Annotated in this window: 16 protein-coding genes and 1 pseudogene; 12 read left to right on the plus strand and 5 right to left on the minus strand. The window is 71.1% G+C overall.

What is annotated here, in order from left to right:
- Positions 1-4: 4 nt before the first annotated feature.
- Positions 5-1134 (minus strand): annotated as a pseudogene (locus ACZ69M_RS28800) (adenosine deaminase).
- An 87-nt stretch (positions 1135-1221) separates the two neighbouring features.
- Here ACZ69M_RS28800 and ACZ69M_RS28805 point away from each other — a divergent pair.
- The gene (locus ACZ69M_RS28805; RefSeq protein WP_470054256.1) at positions 1222-2109 is read left to right on the plus strand and encodes a DUF4190 domain-containing protein; all 888 of its coding nucleotides are present in this window, start codon (positions 1222-1224) and stop codon (positions 2107-2109) included.
- A gap of 212 nt (positions 2110-2321) precedes the next feature.
- Here the strand turns inward: ACZ69M_RS28805 and ACZ69M_RS28810 are convergent, their stop codons facing one another.
- Entirely contained in the window at positions 2322-2912 is a 591-nt protein-coding gene (locus ACZ69M_RS28810; RefSeq protein ID WP_470054257.1) for an NADAR family protein, read from the minus strand.
- Between the two features lie 178 nt (positions 2913-3090).
- On the opposite strand from ACZ69M_RS28810, the gene ACZ69M_RS28815 reads away from it, so the two are divergent.
- The 8 genes from ACZ69M_RS28815 (at position 3091) to ACZ69M_RS28850 (ending at position 13033) form a co-directional block, all read left to right on the plus strand.
- Positions 3091-4614, plus strand: coding sequence for a gamma-aminobutyraldehyde dehydrogenase (locus ACZ69M_RS28815; RefSeq protein WP_470054259.1), 1524 nt, complete (start codon positions 3091-3093; stop codon positions 4612-4614).
- Between the two features lie 100 nt (positions 4615-4714).
- Positions 4715-5962: a polyamine ABC transporter substrate-binding protein gene (locus tag ACZ69M_RS28820; RefSeq protein ID WP_470054261.1), complete on the plus strand. Its 1248-nt coding sequence runs from the start codon at positions 4715-4717 to the stop codon at positions 5960-5962.
- A 165-nt stretch (positions 5963-6127) separates the two neighbouring features.
- The gene (locus tag ACZ69M_RS28825) at positions 6128-7297 is read left to right on the plus strand and encodes an ABC transporter ATP-binding protein (protein WP_470054263.1); all 1170 of its coding nucleotides are present in this window, start codon (positions 6128-6130) and stop codon (positions 7295-7297) included.
- On the plus strand, positions 7297-8220 hold the full coding sequence (locus ACZ69M_RS28830) for an ABC transporter permease (RefSeq protein WP_470054265.1): 924 nt from the start codon (positions 7297-7299) through the stop codon (positions 8218-8220). Before ACZ69M_RS28825 ends, ACZ69M_RS28830 begins: the two co-directional genes overlap by 1 nt.
- A complete protein-coding gene (locus ACZ69M_RS28835) occupies positions 8221-9021 on the plus strand; it encodes an ABC transporter permease (protein WP_470054267.1) in 801 nt (266 codons plus the stop codon). It begins immediately after the preceding gene.
- Positions 9022-9069: 48 nt separating this feature from the next.
- On the plus strand, positions 9070-10488 hold the full coding sequence (locus ACZ69M_RS28840; RefSeq protein ID WP_099943578.1) for an NAD(P)/FAD-dependent oxidoreductase: 1419 nt from the start codon (positions 9070-9072) through the stop codon (positions 10486-10488).
- Between the two features lie 173 nt (positions 10489-10661).
- Positions 10662-11138, plus strand: coding sequence for a bifunctional DNA primase/polymerase (locus ACZ69M_RS28845; RefSeq protein WP_470054270.1), 477 nt, complete (start codon positions 10662-10664; stop codon positions 11136-11138).
- 86 nt (positions 11139-11224) lie between these two features.
- Positions 11225-13033 carry a chitinase gene (locus tag ACZ69M_RS28850; protein ID WP_470054272.1) on the plus strand — a complete coding sequence of 603 codons (1809 nt, stop codon included), beginning with the start codon at positions 11225-11227 and terminating at the stop codon, positions 13031-13033.
- On the opposite strand, the gene ACZ69M_RS28855 is transcribed toward ACZ69M_RS28850, so the two are convergent.
- On the minus strand, positions 12972-13823 hold the full coding sequence (locus ACZ69M_RS28855) for a phosphatase PAP2 family protein (protein WP_470054273.1): 852 nt from the start codon (positions 13821-13823) through the stop codon (positions 12972-12974). The genes ACZ69M_RS28850 and ACZ69M_RS28855 overlap by 62 nt on opposite strands.
- 200 nt (positions 13824-14023) lie before the next feature.
- Positions 14024-15358: a 4-aminobutyrate--2-oxoglutarate transaminase gene (gene gabT, locus ACZ69M_RS28860; RefSeq protein ID WP_329363749.1), complete on the minus strand. Its 1335-nt coding sequence runs from the start codon at positions 15356-15358 to the stop codon at positions 14024-14026.
- Positions 15359-15701: 343 nt separating this feature from the next.
- Between gabT and ACZ69M_RS28865 the strand changes: the two genes are divergently transcribed.
- The 3 genes from ACZ69M_RS28865 to ACZ69M_RS28875 all read left to right on the plus strand — a co-directional run bounded on the left by ACZ69M_RS28865 (position 15702) and on the right by ACZ69M_RS28875 (position 21989).
- Entirely contained in the window at positions 15702-18155 is a 2454-nt protein-coding gene (locus ACZ69M_RS28865; protein ID WP_470054275.1) for an ATP/GTP-binding protein, read from the plus strand.
- A gap of 129 nt (positions 18156-18284) precedes the next feature.
- Positions 18285-19946 (plus strand): PucR family transcriptional regulator, encoded by a 1662-nt coding sequence (locus ACZ69M_RS28870; protein ID WP_095852321.1) that lies wholly within the window; start codon positions 18285-18287, stop codon positions 19944-19946.
- Positions 19947-20543: 597 nt separating this feature from the next.
- The gene (locus tag ACZ69M_RS28875; protein ID WP_470054277.1) at positions 20544-21989 is read left to right on the plus strand and encodes an aldehyde dehydrogenase family protein; all 1446 of its coding nucleotides are present in this window, start codon (positions 20544-20546) and stop codon (positions 21987-21989) included.
- Positions 21990-22110: 121 nt separating this feature from the next.
- Here the strand turns inward: ACZ69M_RS28875 and ACZ69M_RS28880 are convergent, their stop codons facing one another.
- Entirely contained in the window at positions 22111-24966 is a 2856-nt protein-coding gene (locus tag ACZ69M_RS28880; RefSeq protein WP_470054279.1) for a glycoside hydrolase family 3 C-terminal domain-containing protein, read from the minus strand.
- Between the last annotated feature and the right edge of the window lie 49 nt (positions 24967-25015).

Raw genomic sequence — 25015 nt, forward strand, 5'->3', positions numbered from 1 at the left:
TCGCTCAGGGCGTGAGCCACGCCGAGGCGTAGGTGTCGATCTCCCCGGCGAGGCGCGTCTTGCCGGCCGGGTCGAGGAAGGACGCCTCCACCGCGTTCTTGGCGAGCGCGGCGAGGCCGAGTTCGTCGAGGTCGAGGAGACGGGCGGCGACCGCGTACTCGTTGTTGAGGTCGGTGCCGAACATCGGCGGGTCGTCGGAGTTGATCGTGACGAGGACCCCGGCCCGGGTGAACTCCTTTATGGGGTGCTCGTCGAGGGTGCGGACCGCCCGGGTGGCGATGTTGGAGGTCGGGCAGACCTCCAGCGCGATACGGTTCTCGGCGAGGTGGGCGAGCAGCTTCGGGTCCTGCGCGGAGCTGGTGCCGTGCCCGATGCGCTCGGCGCGCAGCTCGTTCAGCGCGTCCCAGACGGTCCCCGGCCCGGTCGTCTCACCCGCGTGCGGCACCGAGCGCAGTCCGGCCGCGATCGCCTGGTCGAAGTACGGCTTGAACTGCGGCCGCGGTACGCCGATTTCGGGCCCGCCGAGTCCGAAGGACACCAGACCCTCCGGCCGCAGCCGGTCGTCGGTCGCGAGCCGCAGGGTCTCCTCGGCCGCCTCGAGTCCCGCCTCGCCGGGAATGTCGAAGCACCAGCGCAGCACGACGCCGAACTCGGCCTCCGCCGCCTTGCGGGCGTCCTCGATGGCGTCCATGAAGGCGCGCTCGTCGATGCCGCGGCGGGTGGAGGACCACGGGGTGATGGTCAGCTCGGCGTAGCGGACCTGCTGCCGGGCCATGTCCCGGGCGACCTCGTACGTCAGCAGCCGTACGTCCTCGGGGGTGCGGATCAGGTCGACGACGGACAGATAGACCTGGATGAAGTGGGCGAAATCGGTGAACGTGAAGTAGTCCGCGAGGGCCTCGGCGTCCGTCGGCACCTGGGAGTCGGGGTGGCGGGCGGCGAGGGTGGAGACGATACGGGGGGAGGCGGATCCGACGTGGTGCACGTGCAGTTCGGCCTTGGGCAGTCCGGCGATGAAGGCGTGCAGGTCGCGGACGCCCTCGCGGGTGCTGAGCTGGTCGGTCAAGGATTCCTCCCCAAAACGGCGCCACCGGACCGTGGTCGGGCGACGCGGGTGATCGGCTGATCGGTGATGCGAGGATCATCGTAGGCCGCCCCTCACGGGGTGAAGCCCCGGGCCGTAGCATGACGGCAGGTACGACAGAGGAGGGGACCTCACGCATGTCCGACGACGCGCAGGCGCCACAGGTGCCGCAGAACGCCGCCGCGACCCCGTGGGCGTCCCCGGACCAGTCGGCTCCGCCGCCGACGCAGATCGACGTGCCGTCGGCCGTCGGTCCCGAGGACGCGATACCCGGCGGGAACCCCCAGCCGGGTTCCCCGCCCGGCGGCTTCCTGGACAAGGGCGCCGCCGCACCGCTGCCCGAGCCGAACCCCTGGGCCCCGCCCGCGGACGAGGCGCCCTCCCGCGCGCCCGGTGCCCCCACACCCCCCTCGGTGCACAACCAGCCGACGGTCGTCGGCCTCCCCGGAACGGGCACCCCCGGCCACCCCCAGCCCCACCCTCAGTCCCCGCCCCAGTCCTGGGACAACCCCTTCGCGTCTCCCGCCGCCGCGCCCTCGCCCCACCCCCGGCCCGCCCCCGGAGAGCCGGTTCCCCCGCCGCCCATCGCTCCCGAGGGCCCCGGGCAGGTCCCGTACGGCTACGGATACGGCTACCCGGCCTACCCCACGCCGGGACCCGGCTACCCGGGCGCCTCCGGCTACGGCTGGCCGATGATGCCCCCGGCGCCGAGCAACGGCATGGGCACCGCCGGGCTGGTGCTCGGCATCATCTCTGCCGTCGTGTTCTGTCTGTGGCCGATCGCGATCATCCTGGGGATCCTCGCGGTGATCTTCGGCGTGCTGGGGCGACGCAGGGCGCGCCGCGGCGAGGCGAACAACCCTGGTCAGGCGCTGGCCGGGATCATCTGCGGAGCGGTCGGCATCGCGCTCGGCATCGCGATGATCGTGGTCTTCTTCGTCCTCCCGGACGACAGCGGCGACAGCGACCCGTTCAGCGGAGACGACGGCTACTCCACTTCGCTCGTCGTGCCGCACCTCGGCTAGAGCGCCAACCGCTCCCGCGCCTGGGCTAGGGCCTGTCCGGCGGATCATGCCGCAGACGCGGGGCTTGGCACGCCCATCTGCGGCGTTGTCGTCGGTTGCCGACGCTCCGCGTCGTCGCCCTCCTCCGCCTTGCAGCTGGACGCACCAAGCCCCGCTCACCAGCGTCGATGAAGCACCGCCGGTTTCCTGCGACTTGATCCGCCGGACAGGCCCTAGTTGTCCCGCAGGAGTCGCTCCCGGGCCTCCATCAAGGCGAATCCCAGCAGGTTCGGCCCCCGCCACCGCTCGGGGTCCGCCGCCCGCTCGTCGTCCGCCGCGAGGCCTATGCCCCAGACCCGGTCCATGGGGCTGGCCTCGACCAGCACCCGCGTGCCCGTGCCCAGCAGGAACGCGCGCAGCTCGGGGTGGGCGGCGAACTTGTGCACGCTGCCCTCGACGACGATCCCGAAGCGCTCGCGCTCCCAGGTCGCGTCGTCGAAGCCGCGCACGAGCCGCCCCACCTTCTTGGCGAGCGCGGGGCTGGACGCCTCGATCGCGCGCCGCTGCGCCTCCGCGTCGCCGAAGAGCCGCGCCTTGCCCGCCATCATCCAGTGCTCGGCGGTCGCGTACGAGACACCGTCCACCACGAACGGTGACGGCCACCACTGGCTCAGGCAACTCGCACTCACCTGACCGTCCGGTCGCGGGCGGTGCCCCCAGAAGTGCAGGTACTTGACCCTTGCCTCCGAGCGGACCGCGCTGACCAGCGCTTCCCGAGAATCGATCTTCGCCATGCACGCCACTGTGGCACGCACCACTGACATTCCGTCCCGCCTTTTCCATGGGGACTCGACACCTGGTCGACAGATTCCGTCGCGTAACCAAAAGGCAACAACGGAATCACTTGTTGGAGTCCCTTAGCTCTGTCAGGATCGGCACTCAAATCGAGCTGGAGCTACGCCCACCCCCGCGGCAGCGGGGAGAACGGCGGAGGAGAGCGACATGCACAATCCGGGCCATCGCTTCCAGGCGCAGGACCATTTCGCGGACGGCGCGCAGTACATCGCGGGCCGGCTGACCAAGGGCACCTCGGGCCTTATGCACGCGGTCGTCGACCCCGCCACCGGCGACGAGGTCTACACGTACGAGCTGGCGAGCACCGTCGACGTGGACGCGGCCGTCGCCGCCGCCCTCGAGGCGTTCCCCGGCTGGGCGGGCGCCACCCCCGGCGAGCGCTCGGACGCCCTGCACCGCTTCGCCGCCGTACTCGCCGACCGCGCCGAGGAGTTCGCCCGGGCGGAGTCGCTCCAGTGCGGAAAGCCCCTCAAGCTGACCCGCGAGTTCGACGTGCCCGGCACCATCGACAACATCGCCTTCTTCGCGGGCGCTGCCCGGCATCTGCAAGGGCAGTCCGCGGGCGAGTACTCCGGCGACCACACCTCGTACGTACGTCGCGAGCCCATCGGTGTCGTCGGCTCCATCGCACCCTGGAACTACCCCCTCCAGATGGCCGCGTGGAAGATCCTCCCGGCGATCGCCGCGGGCAACACGATCGTGCTGAAGCCCGCCGAACTGACCCCGCTGACCTCGCTCCTCTTCGCCGAGGCCGCCACCGCGGCGGGCATCCCGGACGGCGTGATCAACATCGTGACCGGGGCCGGCCGGGACGCCGGCGAGCACCTCGTCGGCCACCCCGACGTGGCGATGACCTCCTTCACCGGGTCCACGGCGGTCGGCAAGCGCGTCGCCGAGATCGCCACCTCGACCGTCAAGCGACTCCATCTGGAACTGGGCGGCAAGGCCCCCTTCGTGGTCTTCGACGACGCGGACCTGGACGCCGCCGTGAACGGCGCGGTCGCGGGCTCGCTCATCAACAGCGGGCAGGACTGCACCGCCGCCACGCGCGCGTACGTACAACGACCCCTCTACGAAGAGTTCGTGTCCAGGACGGCCGCCCTGATGGCGAGCGTCCGCCTCGGCGACCCGTTCGCGTCCGGCACCGACCTCGGCCCGCTGATCTCGCACGCCCAGCGCGACCGCGTGGCCGGATTCGTCGACCGGGCCCGCGGCTACGCGCGCGTGGTGACCGGCGGAGAGATCCCCGAAGAGCTCAAGGACGGCGCCTTCTACCGGCCCACGCTCGTCGCCGACGCTCCCCAGGACAGCGAGATCGTGCAGTCCGAGATCTTCGGACCCGTCCTGGTGGTGCTCCCCTTCGACAGCGACGACGAGGGAATCCGGCTCGCCAACGACACTCCGTACGGTCTCGCCGCCTCCGCGTGGAGCCGGGACGTGTACCGGGCCAACCGTGCGACCCGCGAGATCAAGGCGGGCTGCGTGTGGGTCAACGACCACATTCCGATCATCAGCGAGATGCCGCACGGCGGCTACAAGGCGTCCGGCTTCGGCAAGGACATGTCGGTGTACTCCTTCGAGGAGTACACCCAGATCAAGCACGTCATGTTCGACAACACCGCGGTCGCCAGGAAGGACTGGCACCGCACGATCTTCGGGGACCGGCCCTAGTCGATCCGGAGTCGGCCGCGCGCCGGCTTCCGACTATCGCCGAGTGGCAGACCAGGCCGCGAGACCACGGCCGCGACCCTTCCGAAAGGGCATCACGAGCATGGAGCAGTACGAGCCCGACCGCCTTTCCGCGGCCCAAGTGGCCGCCATGCGGCGCAGTTTCAGGAACGGCAGGGCCGCGCTCAGCCGCCGCTCGCTGCTGCGCGCCTCCGCGGGCGGCGCGCTCGCCGTCGGCGGGCTCGGCGCCCTGAGCGCCTGTGGGATCCCGGCCGCGGGCAAGACCCAGGGCGGCGTGTCCGCCGAGGACCACTCGGCCAAGGAGAAGACGATCGACTTCTCCAACTGGACCGAGTACATGGACGTCGACGACAGCGGGAAGCACCACCCGACGCTCGACGCGTTCACCAAGCGCACCGGCATCTCGGTCAAGTACACCGAGGACATCAACGACAACGTCGAGTTCTTCGGCAAGATCAAGCCGCAGCTCGCCGCGGGCCAGGACACCGGGCGCGACATGATCGTGGTCACCGACTGGCTGGCCGCCCGGCTGATCCGCTTCGGCTGGGTGCAGAAGCTGAACGCCTCCAACCTGCCGCACGCGTACGCCAACCTGTCGGCCCAGTTCCGCAGCCCCGACTGGGACCCGGGACGCGCCTACTCCTACCCCTGGCAGGGCATCTCGACCGTCATCGCCTTCAACAAGAAGGCGTTGAACGGCATCGAGGTGAAGTCGGTCTCCGACCTGCTCGACAACCCCAAGCTCAAGGGGCGTGTCGGCTTCCTCTCGGAGATGCGCGACAGCATGGGCATGACGCTGCTCGACATGGGCAAGGACCCGGAGAAGTTCACCGACGACGACTTCGACGCGGCGATCGCCCGTCTCCAGAAGGCCGTCGACAAGGGCCAGATACGCCGCTTCACCGGCAACGACTACACGTCCGACCTCACCAAGGGCGACCTCGCGGCCTGTGTCGCCTGGGCGGGCGACATCGTCCAGCTCAAGGCGGACAGCCCGGACGTGGACTTCGTCATCCCGGACAGCGGCTATCTGACGTCCACGGACAACATGCTGATCCCCAACAAGGCCCGTCACAAGACGAACGCCGAACGGCTCATGGACTACTACTACGAGCCCGCTCCGGCCGCACAGCTCGCCGCGTACATCAACTACGTCTGTCCCGTCGACGGGGTCAAGGACGAGCTTGCGAAGATCGACAAGTCGGCGGCGGACAACCCGCTGATCATCCCCGACAAGGCCATGGCTGCGAAGTCCCACGCCTTCCGCTCCCTGACGCAGAAGGAAGAGACGGCCTACGAAGAGAAGTTCGCCAAGCTCACCGGGGCGTGACGCCTCCGGCGGCTGAGCGGTGGCGGTGGTCCGGCCGGACCGCCCGGGCGGTTGCCCGGGGTCCGAGGAGACCTGCGCCGGCTCCGCCGCGCGGCCCCCGACCGGCGCAGCGACCACGGTCCGCCCCGGACACCCCTACGACCCCGACATCCAGGGACCCACACCATGACGACAGACAACGGCGGCGACGTCCGCCTCTCCGGGATCAGCAAGACGTACGGCTCCTTCACGGCCGTCCAACCGCTCGACCTGACCGTCCCCGAAGGCTCCTTCTTCGCTCTTCTCGGGGCGTCGGGCTGCGGCAAGACCACCACCCTGCGGATGATCGCGGGCCTGGAGGAACCTTCCTCCGGCACCGTCTTCCTCGGCGACCAGGAAGTGACCCACCTGCCCCCGTACAAGCGGCCGGTGAACACCGTCTTCCAGTCCTACGCGCTCTTCCCGCACCTCGACATCTTCGAGAACGTCGCCTTCGGCCTGCGCCGACGCGGCATCAAGTCGGTGAAGAAGCAGGTCGAGGACATGCTGGAGCTCGTCCAGCTCGGCGAACAGGCCCGCAAGAAGCCGCACCAGCTCTCCGGCGGCCAGCAGCAGCGCGTCGCCGTGGCCCGCGCCCTGATCAACCACCCCAAGGTGCTGCTCCTCGACGAGCCGCTCGGCGCCCTCGACCTCAAGCTGCGCCGTCAGATGCAGCTGGAGCTCAAGCGCATCCAGACCGAGGTCGGCATCACCTTCGTGCACGTCACGCACGACCAGGAGGAGGCCATGACGATGGCCGACACGGTCGCCGTGATGAACGCGGGCCGCGTCGAGCAACTCGGCGCCCCCGCCGACCTCTACGAGAACCCGCAGACCACGTTCGTCGCCAACTTCCTCGGCACCTCGAACCTCATCGAGGCCGCCGTCGACGGCAAGGACGGCGACGACATCGTCCTGGCGGCGGGCGGCGGCAAGCTGATGCTGCCGCAGGCGCGATGTTCGGCGCCCACGACGACCGGCGGCAAGGTCCTGGTCGGTGTCCGCCCCGAGAAGATATCGCTCACGCACGTCGACGACGCGGGCGAGATACCGGTCGGCCGCAACCGGATCACCGGCAGGATCGCCGACTCCAGCTTCATCGGCGTCTCCACTCAGTACGTCATCGACAGCTCCGTCTGCCCCGAGTTCGAGGTCTACTCCCAGAACATCGACCGCGACGCCCGGCTCACCCCCGGCGCCGAGGTGGTCCTGCACTGGAGCCCGGCGCACACCTTCGGCCTCGACGCGGCTCAGTCCCTGCTTGCTGGGACAGTGGGCTCCGCGGGCGTCGAGACCGTCGAGGAGGAGGCCGCCTGATGGCCAGCGTCACCGAGGCGCCACTCCTCGCGCCGCAGCCCGACAAGAAGCCGCCCCACAAGCGCGGCCGTCTCGTCCCGTACTGGCTGCTCCTGCCCGGAATCCTCTGGCTGCTGATCTTCTTCGCGCTGCCGATGGTCTACCAGGCCTCCACGTCCGTGCAGACCGGCTCCCTGGAGCAGGGCTTCAAGGTCACCTGGCACTTCCAGACGTACTGGAACGCGCTGGCCGACTACTGGCCCCAGTTCCTGCGCTCGGTGCTGTACGCGGGCGCCGCGACGATCCTGTGCCTGGTGCTCGGCTACCCGCTGGCGTATCTGATCGCCTTCCGCGCGGGCCGCTGGCGCAATGTCGTGCTGATCCTGGTCATCGCGCCGTTCTTCACCAGCTTCCTGATCCGCACGCTCGCCTGGAAGACGATCCTCGCGGACGGCGGCCCGGTCGTCGGCACCCTCAACACCCTGCACGTCCTGGACGTCACCAACTGGCTCGGCTTCACCTCGGGCGACCGCGTCCTGGCCACACCACTGGCGGTGGTCTGCGGCCTCACGTACAACTTCCTGCCCTTCATGATCCTGCCGCTCTACACCTCGCTGGAGCGCATCGACGGACGCCTCCACGAGGCGGCGGGCGACCTGTACGCGAAGCCGTTCACGACCTTCCGCAAGGTCACCTTCCCGCTGTCGATGCCCGGCGTGGTCTCCGGCACGCTGCTGACCTTCATCCCGGCCAGCGGTGACTACGTGAACGCCGACCTGCTCGGCTCCACGGACACCCGGATGGTCGGCAACGTCATCCAGACGCAGTTCCTGCGGATCCTCGACTATCCGACGGCCGCCGCGCTCTCCTTCATCCTCATGGCCGCGATCCTCATCATGGTCACCCTCTACATCCGCAAGTCCGGGACGGAGGATCTGGTCTAAATGGCCTTCGTACGCTGGTTCAAGCGGAATCTCGTCGTCATCGGCGGACTGCTGACGCTGGGATATCTGCTGCTGCCCAATGTCATCGTCACGGTGTTCTCCTTCAACAAACCGAAGGGGCGCTTCAACTACGAGTGGCAGCAGTTCTCCCTGGACGCCTGGCGCGATCCGTGCGGGGTCGCCGACATGTGCGGCTCCCTCTCGATCAGCCTCCAGATCGCCGTCTGGGCGACCATCGGGGCCACGATCCTCGGCACGATGATCGCCTTCGCCCTCGTCCGCTACCGCTTCCGGGCGCGCGGCGCGGTGAACTCGCTGATCTTCCTGCCGATGGCGATGCCCGAGGTCGTCATGGCCGCCTCGCTGCTCACCCTGTTCCTCAACCTGGGTGCTCAGCTGGGTTTCTGGACGATCCTGATCGCCCACATCATGTTCTGTCTCAGCTTCGTCGTGACGGCCGTCAAGGCGCGTGTGATGTCGATGGATCCGCGCCTGGAACAGGCGGCTCAGGACCTCTACGCCGGCCCGGTGCAGACGTTCCTGCGCGTCACCCTGCCCATCGCGGCCCCCGGCATCGCGGCGGGCGCGCTGCTCGCCTTCGCGCTCTCCTTCGACGACTTCATCATCACCAACTTCAACGCGGGTTCGACCGTCACCTTCCCCATGTTCGTGTGGGGTTCGGCGCAGCGCGGAACACCCGTTCAGATCAATGTCATCGGTACGGCCATGTTCATCATCGCCGTACTGTTCGTCCTGGCCGGAATGGTCATCAGCAACCGCCGCAACAAGCAAAAGGCATAACCCACAGGGAAATTTCGGTGGGTAATTCAGCTGTAGGGAGTTGAAATCATGGCCCCAAGCGCCATGACCCGTTGGACCACGTCTCTTTCCGAAGCCCAGCCGGTTCCGTACTGGCTGGACGACCCCGGCAAGCCCCACCCCGAGCCCGCCCTCACCGGCGCCGAGACCTGCGATCTGCTCGTCGTCGGCGGTGGCTACAGCGGACTGTGGACCGCGCTGATCGCCAAGGAGCGCGACCCGCAGCGTGAGGTGGTGCTCCTGGAGGGCCGCGAGGTGGGCTGGGCCGCCTCGGGCCGCAACGGCGGCTTCTGCGCCGCGTCCCTGACCCACGGCCTGGCCAACGGACTCACCCGCTGGCCGGACGAGATCAGGAAGCTGGAGGAGCTGGGCGCCCGCAACCTCGACGAGATCGAGGCGGCCGTCGCCCGCTACTCCCTCGACTGCGACTTCGAGCGCTCCGGCGAGATCGACGTCGCCACCGAGCCGCACCAGGCGGCCGAACTCCGCGAGTGGCACGAGGAACTGCGGGAGCGGGGGCTGGCGGACGGCATCGAGTTCCTGGACGCCGACGCGGTCCGCGAACAGGTCGACTCGCCGACCTTCCTCGCGGGCCTGCACGACCGCCGCGGCGTCGCCATGCTCCACCCCGCCAAGCTCGCCTGGGGTCTCAAGCGCGCCTGCCTGCGGCTCGGGGTGCGGGTGTACGAACACACACCCGCGCTCGCCCTGAAGGCGTACGGCGCCGGCATGGCCGTACGCACCCCGTACGGTTCCGTCCGTGCCCGCAAGGTGGCGCTGGCCACCAACATCTTCCCGAACCTGGTCAAGCGGGTGCGCGCGTACACCGTCCCGGTCTACGACTACGCGCTGATGACCGAACCCCTGACCGCCGACCAGCTGGCGTCCGTCGGCTGGAAGAACCGGCAGGGCCTGGGGGACTCGGCGAACCAGTTCCACTACTTCCGGCTCTCCGCCGACAACCGCGTCCTGTGGGGCGGTTACGACGCGATCTACCCGTACGGCGGCCGGGTGCGCGCCGAGTACGACGACCGCCCGGAGACGTACGCGAAGCTCGCCGGGCACTTCTTCACCTGCTTCCCGCAGCTGGAGGGCGTCCGCTTCACCCACGCCTGGGGCGGCGCGATCGACACCTGTTCGCGCTTCTCGGCCTTCTTCGGCACGGCGCACCACGGAAAGGTCGCGTACGCGGCCGGCTACACGGGCCTGGGCGTGGGCGCGACCCGGTTCGGCGCGGACGTGATGCTCGACCTGCTGGCGGGGGAGCGCACCGAACGCACGGAACTGGAGATGGTCCGCAAGAAGCCCCTGCCGTTCCCGCCCGAACCCTTCGCCTGGACCGGCATCGCGCTCACCAAGTGGTCGCTGGCGCGGGCGGACGCGCACGGCGGGCGGCGCAACCTCTGGCTGAAGACGATGGACAAGCTGGGACTGGGCTTCGACAGCTGAGCCGTGCCGGCGGGGCGCGCGCCGCCGTGGCTGATCCACAGGCGTACGCCCAGCTCATCCGTTGTGATCCAGCTCACCACCAACAAGTGGCGGAACCCGCGTAATGCCCGGCCCGAACCTCCCTCCCCTCAGTGGCGCGACCAGCGTCGACACGAGGAGAGGGGGGTTCCACCATGACAGGGGCCAAGGCGGCGGTCGAGTGGCTGGCATCCGTGGCGCCGGATCCCGAGGCCTGCCGCCGGGAATGGGAGCGCAATCCGATGGGGGTCGCGCTGCTGCCGGCCGGCAGGCGCTGGGACGTACTGATCCTGCCGGGCGAGCTCGGCTATCCCACGCTCGACGTGCTGACCCGGGTGATCGACCAACTCGGCCCGGTGCTCGTCGACTTCGGCGACGCCCGGATGGGATTCCTCGTGCCGCCCGGCACCGCGGCGCGCTGGCTCGGCACGGGGGTGCGCACGGCGGGACGCGGTACGTGGATCGTGGTGCCGTACCCGGGACGGACCACCGGCGGGGTCCGCTGGCTGATCCCGCCGGACGGCACCGGCACGCTCACCGATCCCGCGCTGCTGGAACTGGCCATGCACGAGGCGGCGGCGGGCATCGCCGGAAACGAGGGTCGATACCGCCACGGGGACGGACCCCGTTAACGGCCAAAGGTCTTGACAACACGATTGGTCTGGACCAAGTTGGGCGCGCTCCACCCTCCTGAATTCCCCCATGCCCGGAGGCAGTTGTGGATCGCACCGAACGCACCAGACCGTCCACGCGGCACAGGCTGCTCGCCGTGTGCACGGCCACCGTTCTGGCCGTACCCGGCCTTGCCGCACTCTCGTCGGCCGCCCGCGCGGCCGACGCGGACCTGGTCAGAAACGGCGGATTCGAGGCGGGCCTCGACGGCTGGACCTGTACGGCGGGCGCCGTCGTCAGCACACCGGTACGCAGTGGCGGTTCGGCGTTGCGGGCGACCCCGGCCGGCAGCGACAACGCGCAGTGCTCCCAGACGGTGACCGTCAGACCCGACTCCCAGTACACCCTCGCCGGATACGTCCGGGGCAGCTACGTCTACCTCGGCGCGAGCGGCACCGGCACCACCGACGTCTCCACCTGGACCCAGTCCGCGCCCGACTGGCAGCAGCTCACCACCACCTTCCGCACCGGCCCGTCCACCACCAAGGTCACCCTCTACACCCACGGCTGGTACGGCACCGGCGCGTACTACGCCGACGACGTCTCCCTCGTGGGTCCCGGCGCCGATCCGGGACAGCCCCCGGCCGCGCCCACCGGCCTGGCCGCCGGCACGGTCACGTCCTCCACCGTCGCCCTGTCCTGGTCACCGGTCACCGGCGCGACGGGCTACGCCGTCTACCGCGACGGGGTGAAGGTCCAGACGGCCACCGGCACCTCGACCACCGTGAGCGGACTCGCGCCCTCGACGGCGTACGCCTTCCAGGTCGCGGCGGTGAACGACGCGGGGGAGTCGGCGAAGTCGGCGACGGTCACGGCGACGACGTCCACGGGTTCGGGAGGCTCCACCGGGCACGCCCTCGTGGGATACCTCCATGCGAGCTTCGCCAACGGCTCCGGTTACACCCGCATGGCCGACGTCCCCGACAGCTGGGACATCATCGACCTGGCCTTCGGTGAGCCGACCTCCACCACCTCCGGCGACATCCGCTTCACCCGCTGCCCCGTCACCGAGTGCCCCACGGTCGAGAGCGACGCCGACTTCAAGGCCGCGATCAAGGCCAAGCAGGCCGCGGGCAAGAAGGTGCTGATCTCGATCGGCGGCCAGAACGGCCAGGTGCAGCTGACGACGACGGCCGCCCGCGACACCTTCGTGTCCTCCGTATCGAAGATCATCGACACCTACGGCCTGGACGGCCTGGACATCGACTTCGAGGGCCACTCGCTCTCGCTCGACGCCGCCGACACGAACTTCAAGAGCCCGACCACGCCGGTGATCGTGAACCTGATCTCGGCCCTGAAGACCCTGAAGGCCAAGTACGGCTCCACGTTCGTCCTGACGATGGCCCCGGAGACCTTCTTCGTCCAGCTCGGCTACCAGTACTACGGCACGGGCAAGTGGGGCGGCCAGGACCCGCGGGCCGGCGCCTATCTCCCCGTCATCTACGCCCTGCGCGACGACCTGACCCTGCTGCACGTCCAGGACTACAACTCCGGCTCGATCATGGGCCTCGACAACCAGTACCACTCCATGGGCGGCGCGGACTTCCACGTCGCGATGACCGACATGCTGCTGACCGGCTTCCCGGTCGCGGGCGACGCGAACAACGTCTTCCCGCCCCTGCGCCCCGACCAGGTGGCGATCGGCATGCCGGCGTCGACGAACGCGGGCAACGGTTACGTGGCGCCGTCCGAGGTCACCAAGACCCTGGACTGCCTGACCAGGAAGACCAACTGCGGCTCGTACACGACCCACGGCACCTGGCCGGGACTGCGCGGCCTGATGACGTGGTCGATCAACTGGGACCGCTACGGGAGCTGGGAGTTCCAGCGGACTTTCGACGGCTATTTCGGCTGAGCAGGAGCCACAGACAGCGCAGCAGCACCGCGCAGAGGCACCAACTGGCCGCCACGTCCAGCGGCCAGTGGTAGCCGCGCCGGATCAGGCCGAAGGCGACACCGAGGTTGAGGGCGAGACAGCCGACGAGCAGGGCGCGGCGGGCCCCGGCGCCCCGCAGCCACGGAATCAGCACCAGGGCCGCACCGCCGTAAGCGATGACGGCGGTGGCGGTGTGGCCCGAGGGATAGAAGCCCGTGCCCGGGCCCATGACCGGTGGGCCCGGCCGGGCGACCAGTTCTTTCAAAGGCACGATCAATGCCGGTACGAAGGCCATCAAGGCCGCCGTCGCGAGGGACGGCAGCCACCAGCGCTCCCGCCCGGCCGCGCGGGCCCGCCACGCCACGTACCCGAGCACGACGGCCAGGACCGGCACCGCGACGGTGACATTGCCCAGGTCGGCCAGGAGTTCGGAGACGCGGTCGGGGTGGACGAGACGGTCGCTGAAGCGTGCGTCCGCGCGGGCGAGGGGGCCGTGGGCCGCGACCTGCCAGGTGATCAGCGCGAGGAGGAGGGCCGGAAGGCCGAGGAAGCCGAGAAGTTCGGGACGCCCGAGGAGGAAGGTCGGCCGCCCCGGAACAGGGGGGGTAGTTCCGGGGCGGCCGTCCAGATCGGGTCGTCGCGCGCCCCGGGGGGTTTGGGGCGAGCGACTGTCCGATCGGTGAGGAGATCCGGAGCCGGAAGCTCCGGGTGTGTGCGCGAGGGCACGACCAGGGCGAAGCTGGGGAGGCCTCGACCCGGTGTCACCCACAGTCCCCTGTGGGCGGGGTGTATCTCTCATCTGGGTAGAACCTACGGCAGGGGATCCGGCTCCGACAGACGCAATCGCGTCCCGTCATGCACCTCGCACACGTTCTTCACACGCTCTGACCCCGGTCGCCGCAGCCCCGGAACCAAGCGGAATCCGCTCGGGGCGGCCGTCCTGGGTCCGGGGCTGGGGCGGGTGGGGCGTCAGATACGGGCGAAGGCCTGCTCGATGATGTCGAGACCCTCGTTCAGCAGGTCCTCGCCGATGACCAGCGGCGGCAGGAAGCGGAGGACGTTGCCGTAAGTGCCACAGGTCAGGACCAGCAGGCCCTCCTGGTGGCAGGCCTTGGCGAGCGCGGCGGTCGCCTCGGGGTTCGGCTCCTTGGTGGCGCGGTCCTTGACCAGCTCGATGGCGATCATGCCGCCACGCCCGCGGACGTCGCCGATGACGTCGAACTTCTCGGCCATCGCGCCGAGACGGGCCTTCATGACGGCCTCGATGTTCTTCGCCTTGGCGTTGAGGTCGAGCTCCTTCATCGTCTCGATCGCACCGAGCGCGCCCGCGCAGGCCACCGGGTTGCCGCCGTAGGTGCCGCCCAGGCCGCCCGCGTGCGCGGCGTCCATGATCTCGGCGCGGCCGGTCACGGCGGCGAGCGGCAGACCGCCCGCGATGCCCTTGGCGGTGGTGATCAGGTCCGGGACGATGCCCTCGTCCTCGCACGCGAACCACTGGCCGGTGCGGCAGAAGCCGGACTGGATCTCGTCCGCGACGAAGACGATGCCGTTGTCCTTGGCGAACTTGCTGATGGCGGGAAGGAAACCCTTCGCGGGCTCGATGAAGCCGCCCTCGCCGAGCACCGGCTCGATGATGATCGCGGCGACGTTGTCGGCGCCGATCTGCTTGTTGATCATGTCGATCGCCTGGGCGGACGCCTCGGCGCCGGCGTTCTCCGGACCGGTCAGCCAGCGGTAGCCGTACGCCACCGGCACCCGGTAGACCTCGGGCGCGAACGGGCCGAAGCCGTGCTTGTACGGCATGTTCTTGGCGGTCAGCGCCATCGTGAGGTTCGTACGGCCGTGGTAGCCGTGGTCGAAGACGACGACGGCCTGGCGCTTGGTGTACGCGCGGGCGATCTTGACGGCGTTCTCGACGGCCTCGGCGCCCGAGTTGAACAGCGCCGACTTCTTGGCGTGGTCACCGGGGGTCAGCTCGGCCAGCGCCTCGGCGACGGCGACGTAGCCCTCGTACGGCGTGACCATGAAACAGGTGTGGGTGAAGTCCTGGAGCTGCGCGGAGGCGCGGCGCACGACGGCCTCGGCGCTCGCGCCGACGGAGGTCACGGCGATGCCGGAGCCGAAGTCGATCAGACGGTTGCCGTCGACGTCCTCGATGATGCCGCCGCCGGCGCGCGTGGTGAAGACGGGGAGCACCGAACCCACACCGGCCGCGACCGCGGCGGTGCGTCGGGCCTGCAGTTCCTGCGACTTCGGGCCGGGGATGGCGGTGACGACGCGGCGCTCCTGCGGAAGTGCGGTCATGAGGGGCTCCCTGATGATCTTGCGAACCGGACGGTCCCCGCGGCGGACGGGGTGTGCCGGGCGGGGTGTTTTCGGACTCTTGACTTCTTTCTTCGCAGGCTAGGGCCGGGAACGGAGGGTCGGCATGCTCCATGTGGGCGTTGTCGGAGGAATCCGTTGTCCGCGGTGGACATAGAGCGGCGAGGGACCCATGGTCCCGGTCCCTCTCCGGTTTGTCGCCGGTCCGTCGCCGCTCCGCCCGGGCAAGGCGCGGACCCGGCCGCGTAAACGGTGAACTCCCCCCGCAGGGGCACTAGATTGACTCGCGGACGAAGCACGGAGCGGCTGGTCAGGGGGCAGGGCGATGGACAGCGACGGGACGCAGGACGCGCGGAGCGGGCCTACCGGTGCCGTGCCGGGACCCGCCGTGCCGCCGCCACCCGGTAGGGCACCGGCGTTTCCGCCACCCGGAGTACCCCCGGTACCGAGGGGGACACCGCCACGACCCGCGGGTCTGCCCTCCGTGCCGGAGCAGTCCCCGGCCCCCCGGCCCACCGTCGCCGACTGGCTCGACAAGCCGCGACCCGCCGCCGGACCCGGGATCTGGCGGTACGGATACCGCGTGCGCCGCCCCTCGAAGCGGCGGGAGCGGCTCTCGCCGGTCACGATCGTCGGGCTCGCCGTCCCGCTCGTGGTGGCACTCGTCGTCTGGTCGCTGTGGCGCCACGGCAGCGTCCCCTACATGTGGGCCGTGCTGAAGGTGTTCACACCGGACGGCTGGTGGTGGAGCGGCACCACCTCGCCCAAGGTGTGGCAGGGGGCGGAGGCCATCGAGGTCTACAACGGGGTCTTCTTCGGCGTGCTGGTGTACACCATGGGCCGGCTGGGGAGCTGGCCCGAGGTCGTCGGCCACTACGTCACCGCCCGGCCCCAGCCCCTGCGCGCCGCCCTCGCCGCGCTCGGCGCACTGATCGCCCTGACGTTCGTCTTCCCGAACGCCTTCCCCGGGGTCGGCTGGGACGCCCTGCCGGTCGTCGCCCCGCTGTTCTCCCTCGTCGCCCTGGTCTCCGGCGGCTACGACGTGTTCCAGTCGCAGCTGATCACGGACGGGCTCTACACGCTGATCACCCTGCTCGTCGTGTGGCCGTTCGCCCGTATCGGCGCCTGGCGCCGATACGCCAGGGAGTGGCTCGCCGCCCGGTCCGCGCGCAACGAGACACAGGAGTCCGGCACCGCGAAGTTCGCGCCGGACCTGCCCGCCGCCCAGTGGCCCGAACTCCGTGACGCCGGACAGCACGAGGCGGCGGACCTGCTCACCGCCGAAGTGCTCGGCGGCCGGATGAACGACGTGGACTGCGCCCGGGTGCGGCGCGCGTGGACCACGGCGAAGTGGGACGCCACGCGCCTGGCCGCCTTCGCCGACACCGTGCTGCGACGGGGCGGGGCGGCCTGGACGCATCCCTCCGGGGCCCGGGACCTGCCCGCGCGCACCGCGGCGCACGACGTGCTCGTGGGACAGGTGCGCATCGGGCGGTGGACGACCGGGGACCGTACCCCGGAGGCCTACGACGGTGGGGGCGCGGCCCTCGATCCGGAGGCCCTGGGCACCTCCCTGCTCGCCGTCGGGCCGTCCGGCTCCGGGAAGACCCGGCACCTGGTCGGACCCGTCGTCGAATCGCTCGCCCTGCAGGCGCTCGCCGGGCGGTGCGCCGTCGTCGCGGTCGCCGCCGCCGGGACGCCGCTCGGCCCGGACTCGGCCTTCGACGTCGTCGTGAAGATCGGTGACCCCGCCTCCGTCCACGACCTCGATCTGTACGCGGACTCCGACGACCCCGACGAAGCGGCCTCCTTCCTCGCCGAAGGGCTGGCCGGGGACCTCGACGCGGTGGCCGGCCAGCGGGCCACCACGGCGCTCGCCCAACTCCTCGGCCCCTACCGGGCGGTGCACGGCACGTTCCCGCCCATGCCCGTCCTGCGGGAACTCCTGGAGGGTGTACCGGAGGCCCTGGCCGCCCTGCACGAAGCCCTCTTCGGGCCGCAGCACGCCGGGATGCGCCGCGAACTGGAAGCCCGTATGCGGCAGGTCGGCAGCCCGGCCGACGCGGGCCCGGCGCTCGCCGACCGGCTGGCGCTCCTGGACCGGCCTGCCTTCGCCGACTTCTTCGGCGCGGGCGGCACCAGCCGCGCCTTCTCGCTGCGCGCCGTGGCCCACCACCCGCTGCGGGTACGGATCGACCTGCCCGAACACGGACACGAGGAGGCCGCCCGGCTGCTCGCCCGGCTCGTACTGGCCCAGTTCACCGCCGTCGTACGCGGCGGCGAGCGCCCGCACTTCGTCTGCCTGGTCCTCGACGACGCCACCGGAACGCTGACCCCCGACTCCGTACGCCGCATCCAGCGCCTGCGCTCCCAGAACGCGGGGGTGGTACTCGCCCTGCGCACGATCGGCGACATCCCCGAGGCACTGCACGGGCCGCTGTACGGGGCCGTGGGCTGCAGGATGGCGTTCTCCGGCGTCACGACCTGGGACGGCAGCCGCTTCGCCCACGCCTGGGGCACGGAGTGGGTCGAGACCCGTGACGTGGCCAAGCACACCGTCTTCGCGGACCAGCCGATGACCCGGGCCATCCACGCCTTGCGCAAGCTGGTCACCGGAAAGGCCGTCACCACGGACGCGGTGACCATAAGGAAGGTCGAGCGGGAGCGGTGGTCGGCGTCCGAGCTGGCGCACGAGGTGCCCCCGGGACACGCGGTGCTGTCGCTCACCACGGTGGGCGGAGAACACGCGCCGCCGTTGCTGGTGGATCTACGGAGCTAGCGCGTCTGGACACAAGGTCACCGGCTGACCGTACGGTGAGGCAGAATCGACATAGGTCGTTCATACGTTGCGGCCAAAAGATCACACTGCCCGTGACCGTCGAAGATCCTGTGAAGACCTGAAGGTCCCATGCGCCCCACGCTCGCCTCGATCGTCCACCACTCCGCGCTCAAACTGACCGTGCGGGCGGGCGAGGACCGTCTGGACGTACCCGTCCGCTGGGCCCACGTCAGCGAGCTCGCCGACCCCGTGCCGTACATGGAGGGCGGGGAACTGCTGCTGATCACCGCGCTCCAGCTGGACGCGGAGGATCCGGACGTCATGCGGCGCTATGTGAAGCGGCTGGTGGGAGCCGGTGTCGTCGGGCTCGGCTTCGCCGTCGGGGTCAACTACGACGAGATCCCGAAGGCCCTGGTCGACGCGGCCGAGGAAGAGGGCCTGCCGCTCCTGGAGGTCCCCCGCCGCACCCCCTTCCTGGCCATCAGCAAGGCGGTGTCGGCCGCGATCGCCGCGGACCAGTACCGGGCCGTGACGGCGGGCTTCGCCGCGCAGCGCGAACTCACGAAGCAGGCCCTGAACGACGGCCCCGAGGGGCTGCTGTCCGCGCTCGCGGGACAGGTGGACGGCTGGGCGGCCCTGTACGACGCGTCCGGCGCCGTCGTCGCCACCGCACCCGAGTGGGCCGGGCGGCGGGCCGCACGCATCACCCCCGACGTGGAGCGGCTGCGTGAGCGCCCCGCGCCCGCCAGCTCCGTCGTCGGCGGCGAGGACCGCGTGGAACTCCACTCCCTCGGCACCGGCCGCCGACCCCGCGCCGCGCTCGCCGTCGGAACGGCCGCCGCCCTCGGCACCGCCGAGCGCTACGCCGTGCACTCCGCGATCGCACTGCTGACCCTCACCACCGAACGCTCACGGTCGCTGCACGCCGCCGAGCAGCGCATCGGGGCGGCGGTGCTGCGCATGCTGCTCGCCGGGCAGCCCGAGCACGCGCGCACCGTGGCCGGAGACCTCTACGGGGAACTGCTCGACGCGCCCTTCCGGCTGATCCTCGCCGAGTCGGCGTCCGCTTCGGCGGCGCGGGCGCACGCGGACGGGCACGCGCGCGTGGCCGCCGCGAAGCCGTCCAAGGCGCCCGTCGTGGTGCCGGACCCGACGAACGGCGACCCGCTCGGCGGGCTCGCCGAGATCGTCGAGTCCGCCGCCGCCCGCTCCGGTGAGTCCGTGCTCGTCGTGCCCGACGGGGAGCGGCTGGTCGTGCTCGCCGTGGACGGAGGCGCGGCGGTGACGGCGTGCGGGGAGTACGCGGCCGCGCTGGACGCCGCGCGGATCGCCACCCGGGAGCAGCCCGTGGGCGACGAGGACGAACTGGTCGTCGGACTGTCGGCCCCCGCCGGGCCGATCGCCGCGGCCGCCGCGTACAAGCAGGCCGAGCAGGCGCTGTCCGTGGCCCGGCGGCGGGGGCGGTCGCTGGTCGAGCACGAGGAGCTGGCGGCGGGGTCCGTGCTGCCGTTGCTCGCCGATGACGCGGTGCGGGCGTTCGCGGACGGGTTGCTCCGCCCGCTGAACGAGCACGACGCCACCGGGCGGGGGGATCTGGTCGCCTCGCTGCGGGCGTGGCTGTCCCGGCACGGTCAGTGGGACGCCGCCGCCGCCGACCTGGGTGTGCACCGGCACACCCTGCGTTATCGGATGCGACGCGTCGAGGAGATCCTCGGACGCTCCCTCGACGACCCCGACGTCCGGATGGAACTCTGGCTGGCGCTGAAGGCGACGGCGGCGGCGGGGGAGTAGGAACCCCGGGCGGGTACCTCGCCCGCGCCGCCGCCGACCCGGGGCCCCGGGTCGGTTCTTCGTCCGCGGCCCGGCGGGGGCTGATCGCGCAGTTCCCCGCGCCCCTTGGGGCGGGGCTGCGCCCCGAGTGTCTCGGCGGCTGAGATTTGTTCGGCTGCGGGTCGGTGGGGGTTGCTCGCGCAGTTCCCCGCGCCCCTTGGGGCGGGGCTGCGCCCCGAGTGTCTCGGCGGCTGAGATTTGTTCGGCTGCGGGTCGGTGGGGGCTGGTCGCGCAGTTCCCCGCGCCCCTTGGGGCGGGGCTGGGCCCCGAGTGTCTCGTCGGCCGGGGTTCGTTCGGCTGCGGGTCGGCGGGGGCTGATCGCGCAGTTCCCCGCGCCCCTTGGGGCGGGGCTGCGCCTCGCATCAGGCACCCGCCCCGGGTTCAGGGGCGCGGGGAACTGCGCGGGCTTTTTTTGGGGGGGGCACCTCGATCGCGCCAAAGCGGAGTGCCACGACCCGGTACTGCTACGTCCCGGACAAACGACCTCCCGCCGCCCCGGCCCTACCGTGGAGCACGAACGCCAAGGACACCTCAACCTCGGAAGGGCCGGGACTCGACATGACTTCCACCCACGCCTTCTGGCTCGCCGGCCGCCAGGCCACCGGTGAGACCACCTTCGATGTCACCTCGCCGTGGGACGGCCGGGTCGTCGGACAGGTCAGCGTCCCGACCGAGGCACAGGTCGAGGAGGCCGTCGCCGCCGCGTACGCCGTGCGCGACGAGTTCGCCGCCACCCCCGCCCACGTCCGCGCCGCCGCCCTCGACCACGTCAGCAAGCGCCTCGTCGAGCGCACCGAGGAGATCGCGCAGCTCATCTCCGCCGAGAACGGCAAGCCGATCAAGTGGGCCCGCGGCGAGGTCGGCCGCGCGGTGTCCGTCTTCCGGTTCGCCGCCGAGGAGGCCCGCCGCTTCAACGGCGGCGAGGCCCAGCGCCTCGACACCGACCTCGGTGGCCAGGGCCGCCTGGCCCTCACCCGCCGCTTCCCGAAGGGCGTCGTCCTCGGCATCGCGCCCTTCAACTTCCCCCTCAACCTGTGCGCCCACAAGATCGCCCCGGCCATCGCCGCCGGCGCGCCGATCATCCTGAAGCCGGCGCCCGCGACCCCGCTCTCCGGCCTGATCATCGGTGACCTGCTCGCCGAGACCGAGCTGCCGGCCGGCTCCTGGTCGATCCTTCCGGTCTCCAACGACCGGATGCCCGCCCTCGTCCAGGACGAGCGGCTCCCGGTCATCTCCTTCACTGGGTCCGAGAAGGTCGGCTACGCGATCATGGACTCGGTGCCGCGCAAGCACTGCACCCTGGAGCTCGGCGGCAACGGCGCGGCCGTCGTCCTCGCCGACTGGGCGAGCGACGAGGACCTGGACTGGGCCGCGACCCGCATCGCCACCTTCTCGAACTACCAGGGCGGCCAGTCCTGCATCTCCGTGCAGCGGGTGATCGCCGACGCGTCGGTCTACGACCGGCTGCTGCCGCGCATCGTCGCCGCCGTCGAGGCCCAGGTCAACGGCGACCCGTCCGACGACAAGACGGACGTCGGCCCGCTGGTCAGCGAGGACGCCGCCCAGCGCGTGGAGTCCTGGGTCGACGAGGCCGTCCGGTCCGGCGCCACCCTCCTCACCGGCGGCAAGCGCGACGGTGCCTCCTACGCGCCGACCGTGCTCGCCGACGTACCGGCCGAGGCGACGATCTCCTGCGAGGAGGTCTTCGGACCGGTCCTCACCGTGCGCAAGGTGGACGGGGAGGCGGAGGCCTTCGCCGCCGTCAACGACTCCAAGTACGGCCTCCAGGCGGGCGTGTTCACGCACGACCTGCAGGTCGCCTTCCGCGCCCACCGCGCGCTGGAGGTCGGTGGCGTGGTCGTCGGCGACGTGCCGTCCTACCGTGCCGACCAGATGCCGTACGGCGGTGTGAAGCAGTCCGGTGTCGGCCGCGAGGGCGTGAAGTTCGCGATGGACGACTACACCTACGAGCGGGTCCTCGTCCTGACGGGCCTCGCACTCTAAGGGGGCGGCGCGCTCCGCGCCCCCTCTGGCTAGCGAAAATCGTTTTCAGACAGTCTCCCGAAGGGGCCCGGCACCGATGCCTTCCGGTGCCGGGCCCCTGGTGGTCGGCCTGTCCGGACCCTCAACCGGAGAAGCCCACCCGCGCGAGCCGCAGTGGGCCGCGCAGCCTGAGACGCAGGTCGTGCACACCGTCGGCGGCGAACTCGGCGCCGACGGTGGTGTAGTCGTAGGGGCCCTGCGTCCCGCCGAAGGTGACCGTCGCGAGTGAGGGGCCCCCGTCCAGCGACACCTCGACGACTCCCTCGCCCGACGCCTCGACCTCGACCCGCGTGACACCGGCTGCGAAGTCGCAGCCGCGGTGGACGAGTTCACCCGTCGCGTCGGCCCTCGGCGTCACCGCGTCACCCGACACCTTCGTACGGTCGACGATCTCGGTGTCCCGCTGTTCGTCGAAGTCGACCGCGTCCAGGCCCCGTTCGCGCACCGGGCGGAGGGTGGCGGGCTCGCCGGTGAGGGTGATCGTGGTGCGCAGCCGGATGTCCTCGCTCGACGCGCCCGCGAGGAGTTCGTACGCGCCCGGCTCCAGACGGGGCCTGCCGACCGCCACGTCCCAGAACTCCAGCGCGGAGAGGGGGAGTACGAAGGTCAGGCGCTCCGAAGCGCCGGGAGAGAGGTGGCAGCGCCGGTGGGCCAGCAGTTCGCGGCGGGGGCGCGGCACCGACGGGTCCACGGCGCGCGCGTAGAGCTGCGCCACCTCGTCCGCCGGCGCCTCGCCCGTGTTGGTGACCGTGAAGGAGACCTTCAGCGCGGCCCGCGCCTCGGTGACCTCCAGATCCTGGTACGCGAACGTCGTGTACGCGAGGCCGTGGCCGAACGGGAACAGCGGGCTGCCCTCGAAGTACAGATACGTCTGGCGGCCGCCGATCACGTCGTAGTCGAGCAGGTCGGGCAGGTCCGCGTCGGAGGCGTACCAGGTCTGCGGGATGCGGCCCGCGGGGGACACGTCGCCGGCCAGGACGCGGGCCAGGGCGGTGCCCGCCGCCTGGCCGCCGTGCGCGGTCCACAGGACGGCGGGGAGGTCGGTGGGGTCCACCGCGTAGGGGTACGCCGAGACCAGGGCGAGGACGGTGGCCGGGTTCGCGGCGCGGGCGGCGCGCAGCAGGCGCTCCTGATGGGCGGGGAGCCGGAGGGTGGTGCGGTCCTGCGTCTCGCGGCCGTTGATGTGCGGGTCGTTGCCCGCCACCACCACGACGACGTCGGCCGCCTCCGCCACGCGGGCCACGGCGTCCTCGCCGCGCTCGGTGAACTCCAGCTCGAAAATCTCCGGCGCGTCGTCGGCAACCCTGACGCCGTCGGCGGCGACACAGAGATGCCCACCCGTCCCGACGTGCCGCAGGAGGTGGCCGCTCCCATGGGATCCGGAGCGGGAACCCGCCGGTTCGAGCCGGAACGTCTCCTGGACGACCCAGCCGCCCGGCTGGTCGGCGGACGCGCGGAGGTATCCGTCCTCCGCGACCGAGAGGTAGCGGCCGTCGGGGGCCCGCAGGGTCAGCAGCCCCTCGCCCCAGTCGATCAGCGCGAGGTCGCTGCCGGTGGCGTCGGTGGTGAGGGGCGGCAGGTCCGTGCGGCCCGCGAGCAGGGCCGGGTCCAGCGCACCCTCGGCGCCGCGCACCGCGTCGTCCGCGTCCCCGGCGAGGGGCACCGACAGATACGTACCGGAGGAGGTCCTCAGGCGTACGCGGTCCACGCCCTCGGCGAAGTCGACGCGCTCGGCGCCGAAGCGCTCGTACAGGCCCTCCAGCGGTGTGGAGCGGTGGATGAGAGTGCCGCTGTACCAGTCGAGTTTGCACTCGTCGGCGAGGAGGCCCACGACGGCGACGCGCACGCCCGGGCCGAGGGGCAGCAGGCCGTCGTTCTTGAGGAGGACGATCGCCTGCTCGGCCGCCTCCCGGGCGAGCGCGCGGTGGGCCGGGGTGTCGAAGTCCGAGGTGCCGCCATGGGGGTCCGTGTGCGGGTCGAACTCGCCGAGCCGGAAGCGGATCGCGAGCTGGCGGCGGACCGCCGTGTCGATGTCCGCCTCGCTCAACAGGCCCTTCTCCAAGGCCCCTCGGACCCGGTCCACGATCTTCGAACCGTCCGTGCCGTGGTCCGTGAAGCTGTCGACCCCGGCCAGGATCGCGGCGGCGGTCGCCTCCTCGTGGGTGTCGAAGTAGTGCTCGGAGTCGACCAGGTTGGAGGGGGCGCCCGCGTCGGAGCAGACCAGGAGGTCCTGGTCCGTCCAGGTGCGCAGGTGTTCCCCGAGGTACGGGGAGACGTGGTTGGGGCGGCCGTTGACCAGGTTGTACGCCGGCATCACACCCGCCACCGCACCCGCCTCGACGGTCGCGCGGAACGCCCGCAGGTCGTACTCGTGCAGCACGCGCGGGCGGACCGAGGAGGAGGTGGTGTCCCGGTTCGTCTCGTTGTTGTGGGCGAGCCAGTGCTTGAGGACGGGGGCCGTGCGCCAGTAGTCGGGGTGGTCGCCGCGCAGGCCCCGGGTGTACGCCGTGGCGATCGCGGAGGTGAGCTTCGGGTCCTCCGAGTAGCCCTCCTCGCCCCGGCCCCACAGCGGGTGGCGCAGCAGATTGACCGTGGGGGACCAGACGTTGAGGCCGACCCGGTCGTCGCGGGCGCGCATCGCGCGGACCTCGGCCGAGACCGCCTCGCCGACGCGGCGTACGAGTGCGTCGTTCCAGGTCGCGCCGAGGCCGACGGCCTGGGGGAAGACCGTCGCCGGGCCCATCCACGCCACACCGTGCAGTGCCTCCTGGCCGGTGCGGAACGCGGCCACCCCGAGCCGCTCCACGGCAGGCGCGAACTGGTGCAGGAACGCGATGCGCTCGTCGAGCGTGAGCCGTGCCAGCAGATCGTCGATGCGCTTCGCGAACGGCAGCTGCGGATCGCGAAAAGGCGGCGTAGGCGGCGTTTGTGCGGTCACGTGGTGATCCCTTTGCGGTGGAGCGACGGGGTGCTTTCGAAGCGCTTCG

The organism is Streptomyces sp. NPDC107454, assembly GCF_055582885.1.

Bases quoted from the DNA above. Each gene is read 5' to 3' on its own strand.
- ACZ69M_RS28825 (WP_470054263.1), top strand. From the start codon at position 6,128: ATGACGACAGACAACGGCGGCGACGTCCGCCTCTCCGGGATCAGCAAG.
- gabT (WP_329363749.1), bottom strand. From the start codon at position 15,358: ATGACCGCACTTCCGCAGGAGCGCCGCGTCGTCACCGCCATCCCCGGC.
- ACZ69M_RS28835 (WP_470054267.1), top strand. From the start codon at position 8,221: ATGGCCTTCGTACGCTGGTTCAAGCGGAATCTCGTCGTCATCGGCGGA.
- ACZ69M_RS28875 (WP_470054277.1), top strand. From the start codon at position 20,544: ATGACTTCCACCCACGCCTTCTGGCTCGCCGGCCGCCAGGCCACCGGT.
- ACZ69M_RS28870 (WP_095852321.1), top strand. From the start codon at position 18,285: ATGCGCCCCACGCTCGCCTCGATCGTCCACCACTCCGCGCTCAAACTG.
- ACZ69M_RS28820 (WP_470054261.1), top strand. From the start codon at position 4,715: ATGGAGCAGTACGAGCCCGACCGCCTTTCCGCGGCCCAAGTGGCCGCC.
- ACZ69M_RS28810 (WP_470054257.1), bottom strand. From the start codon at position 2,912: ATGTCAGTGGTGCGTGCCACAGTGGCGTGCATGGCGAAGATCGATTCT.
- ACZ69M_RS28840 (WP_099943578.1), top strand. From the start codon at position 9,070: ATGGCCCCAAGCGCCATGACCCGTTGGACCACGTCTCTTTCCGAAGCC.
- ACZ69M_RS28845 (WP_470054270.1), top strand. From the start codon at position 10,662: ATGACAGGGGCCAAGGCGGCGGTCGAGTGGCTGGCATCCGTGGCGCCG.
- ACZ69M_RS28865 (WP_470054275.1), top strand. From the start codon at position 15,702: ATGGACAGCGACGGGACGCAGGACGCGCGGAGCGGGCCTACCGGTGCC.
- ACZ69M_RS28805 (WP_470054256.1), top strand. From the start codon at position 1,222: ATGTCCGACGACGCGCAGGCGCCACAGGTGCCGCAGAACGCCGCCGCG.
- ACZ69M_RS28815 (WP_470054259.1), top strand. From the start codon at position 3,091: ATGCACAATCCGGGCCATCGCTTCCAGGCGCAGGACCATTTCGCGGAC.
- ACZ69M_RS28830 (WP_470054265.1), top strand. From the start codon at position 7,297: ATGGCCAGCGTCACCGAGGCGCCACTCCTCGCGCCGCAGCCCGACAAG.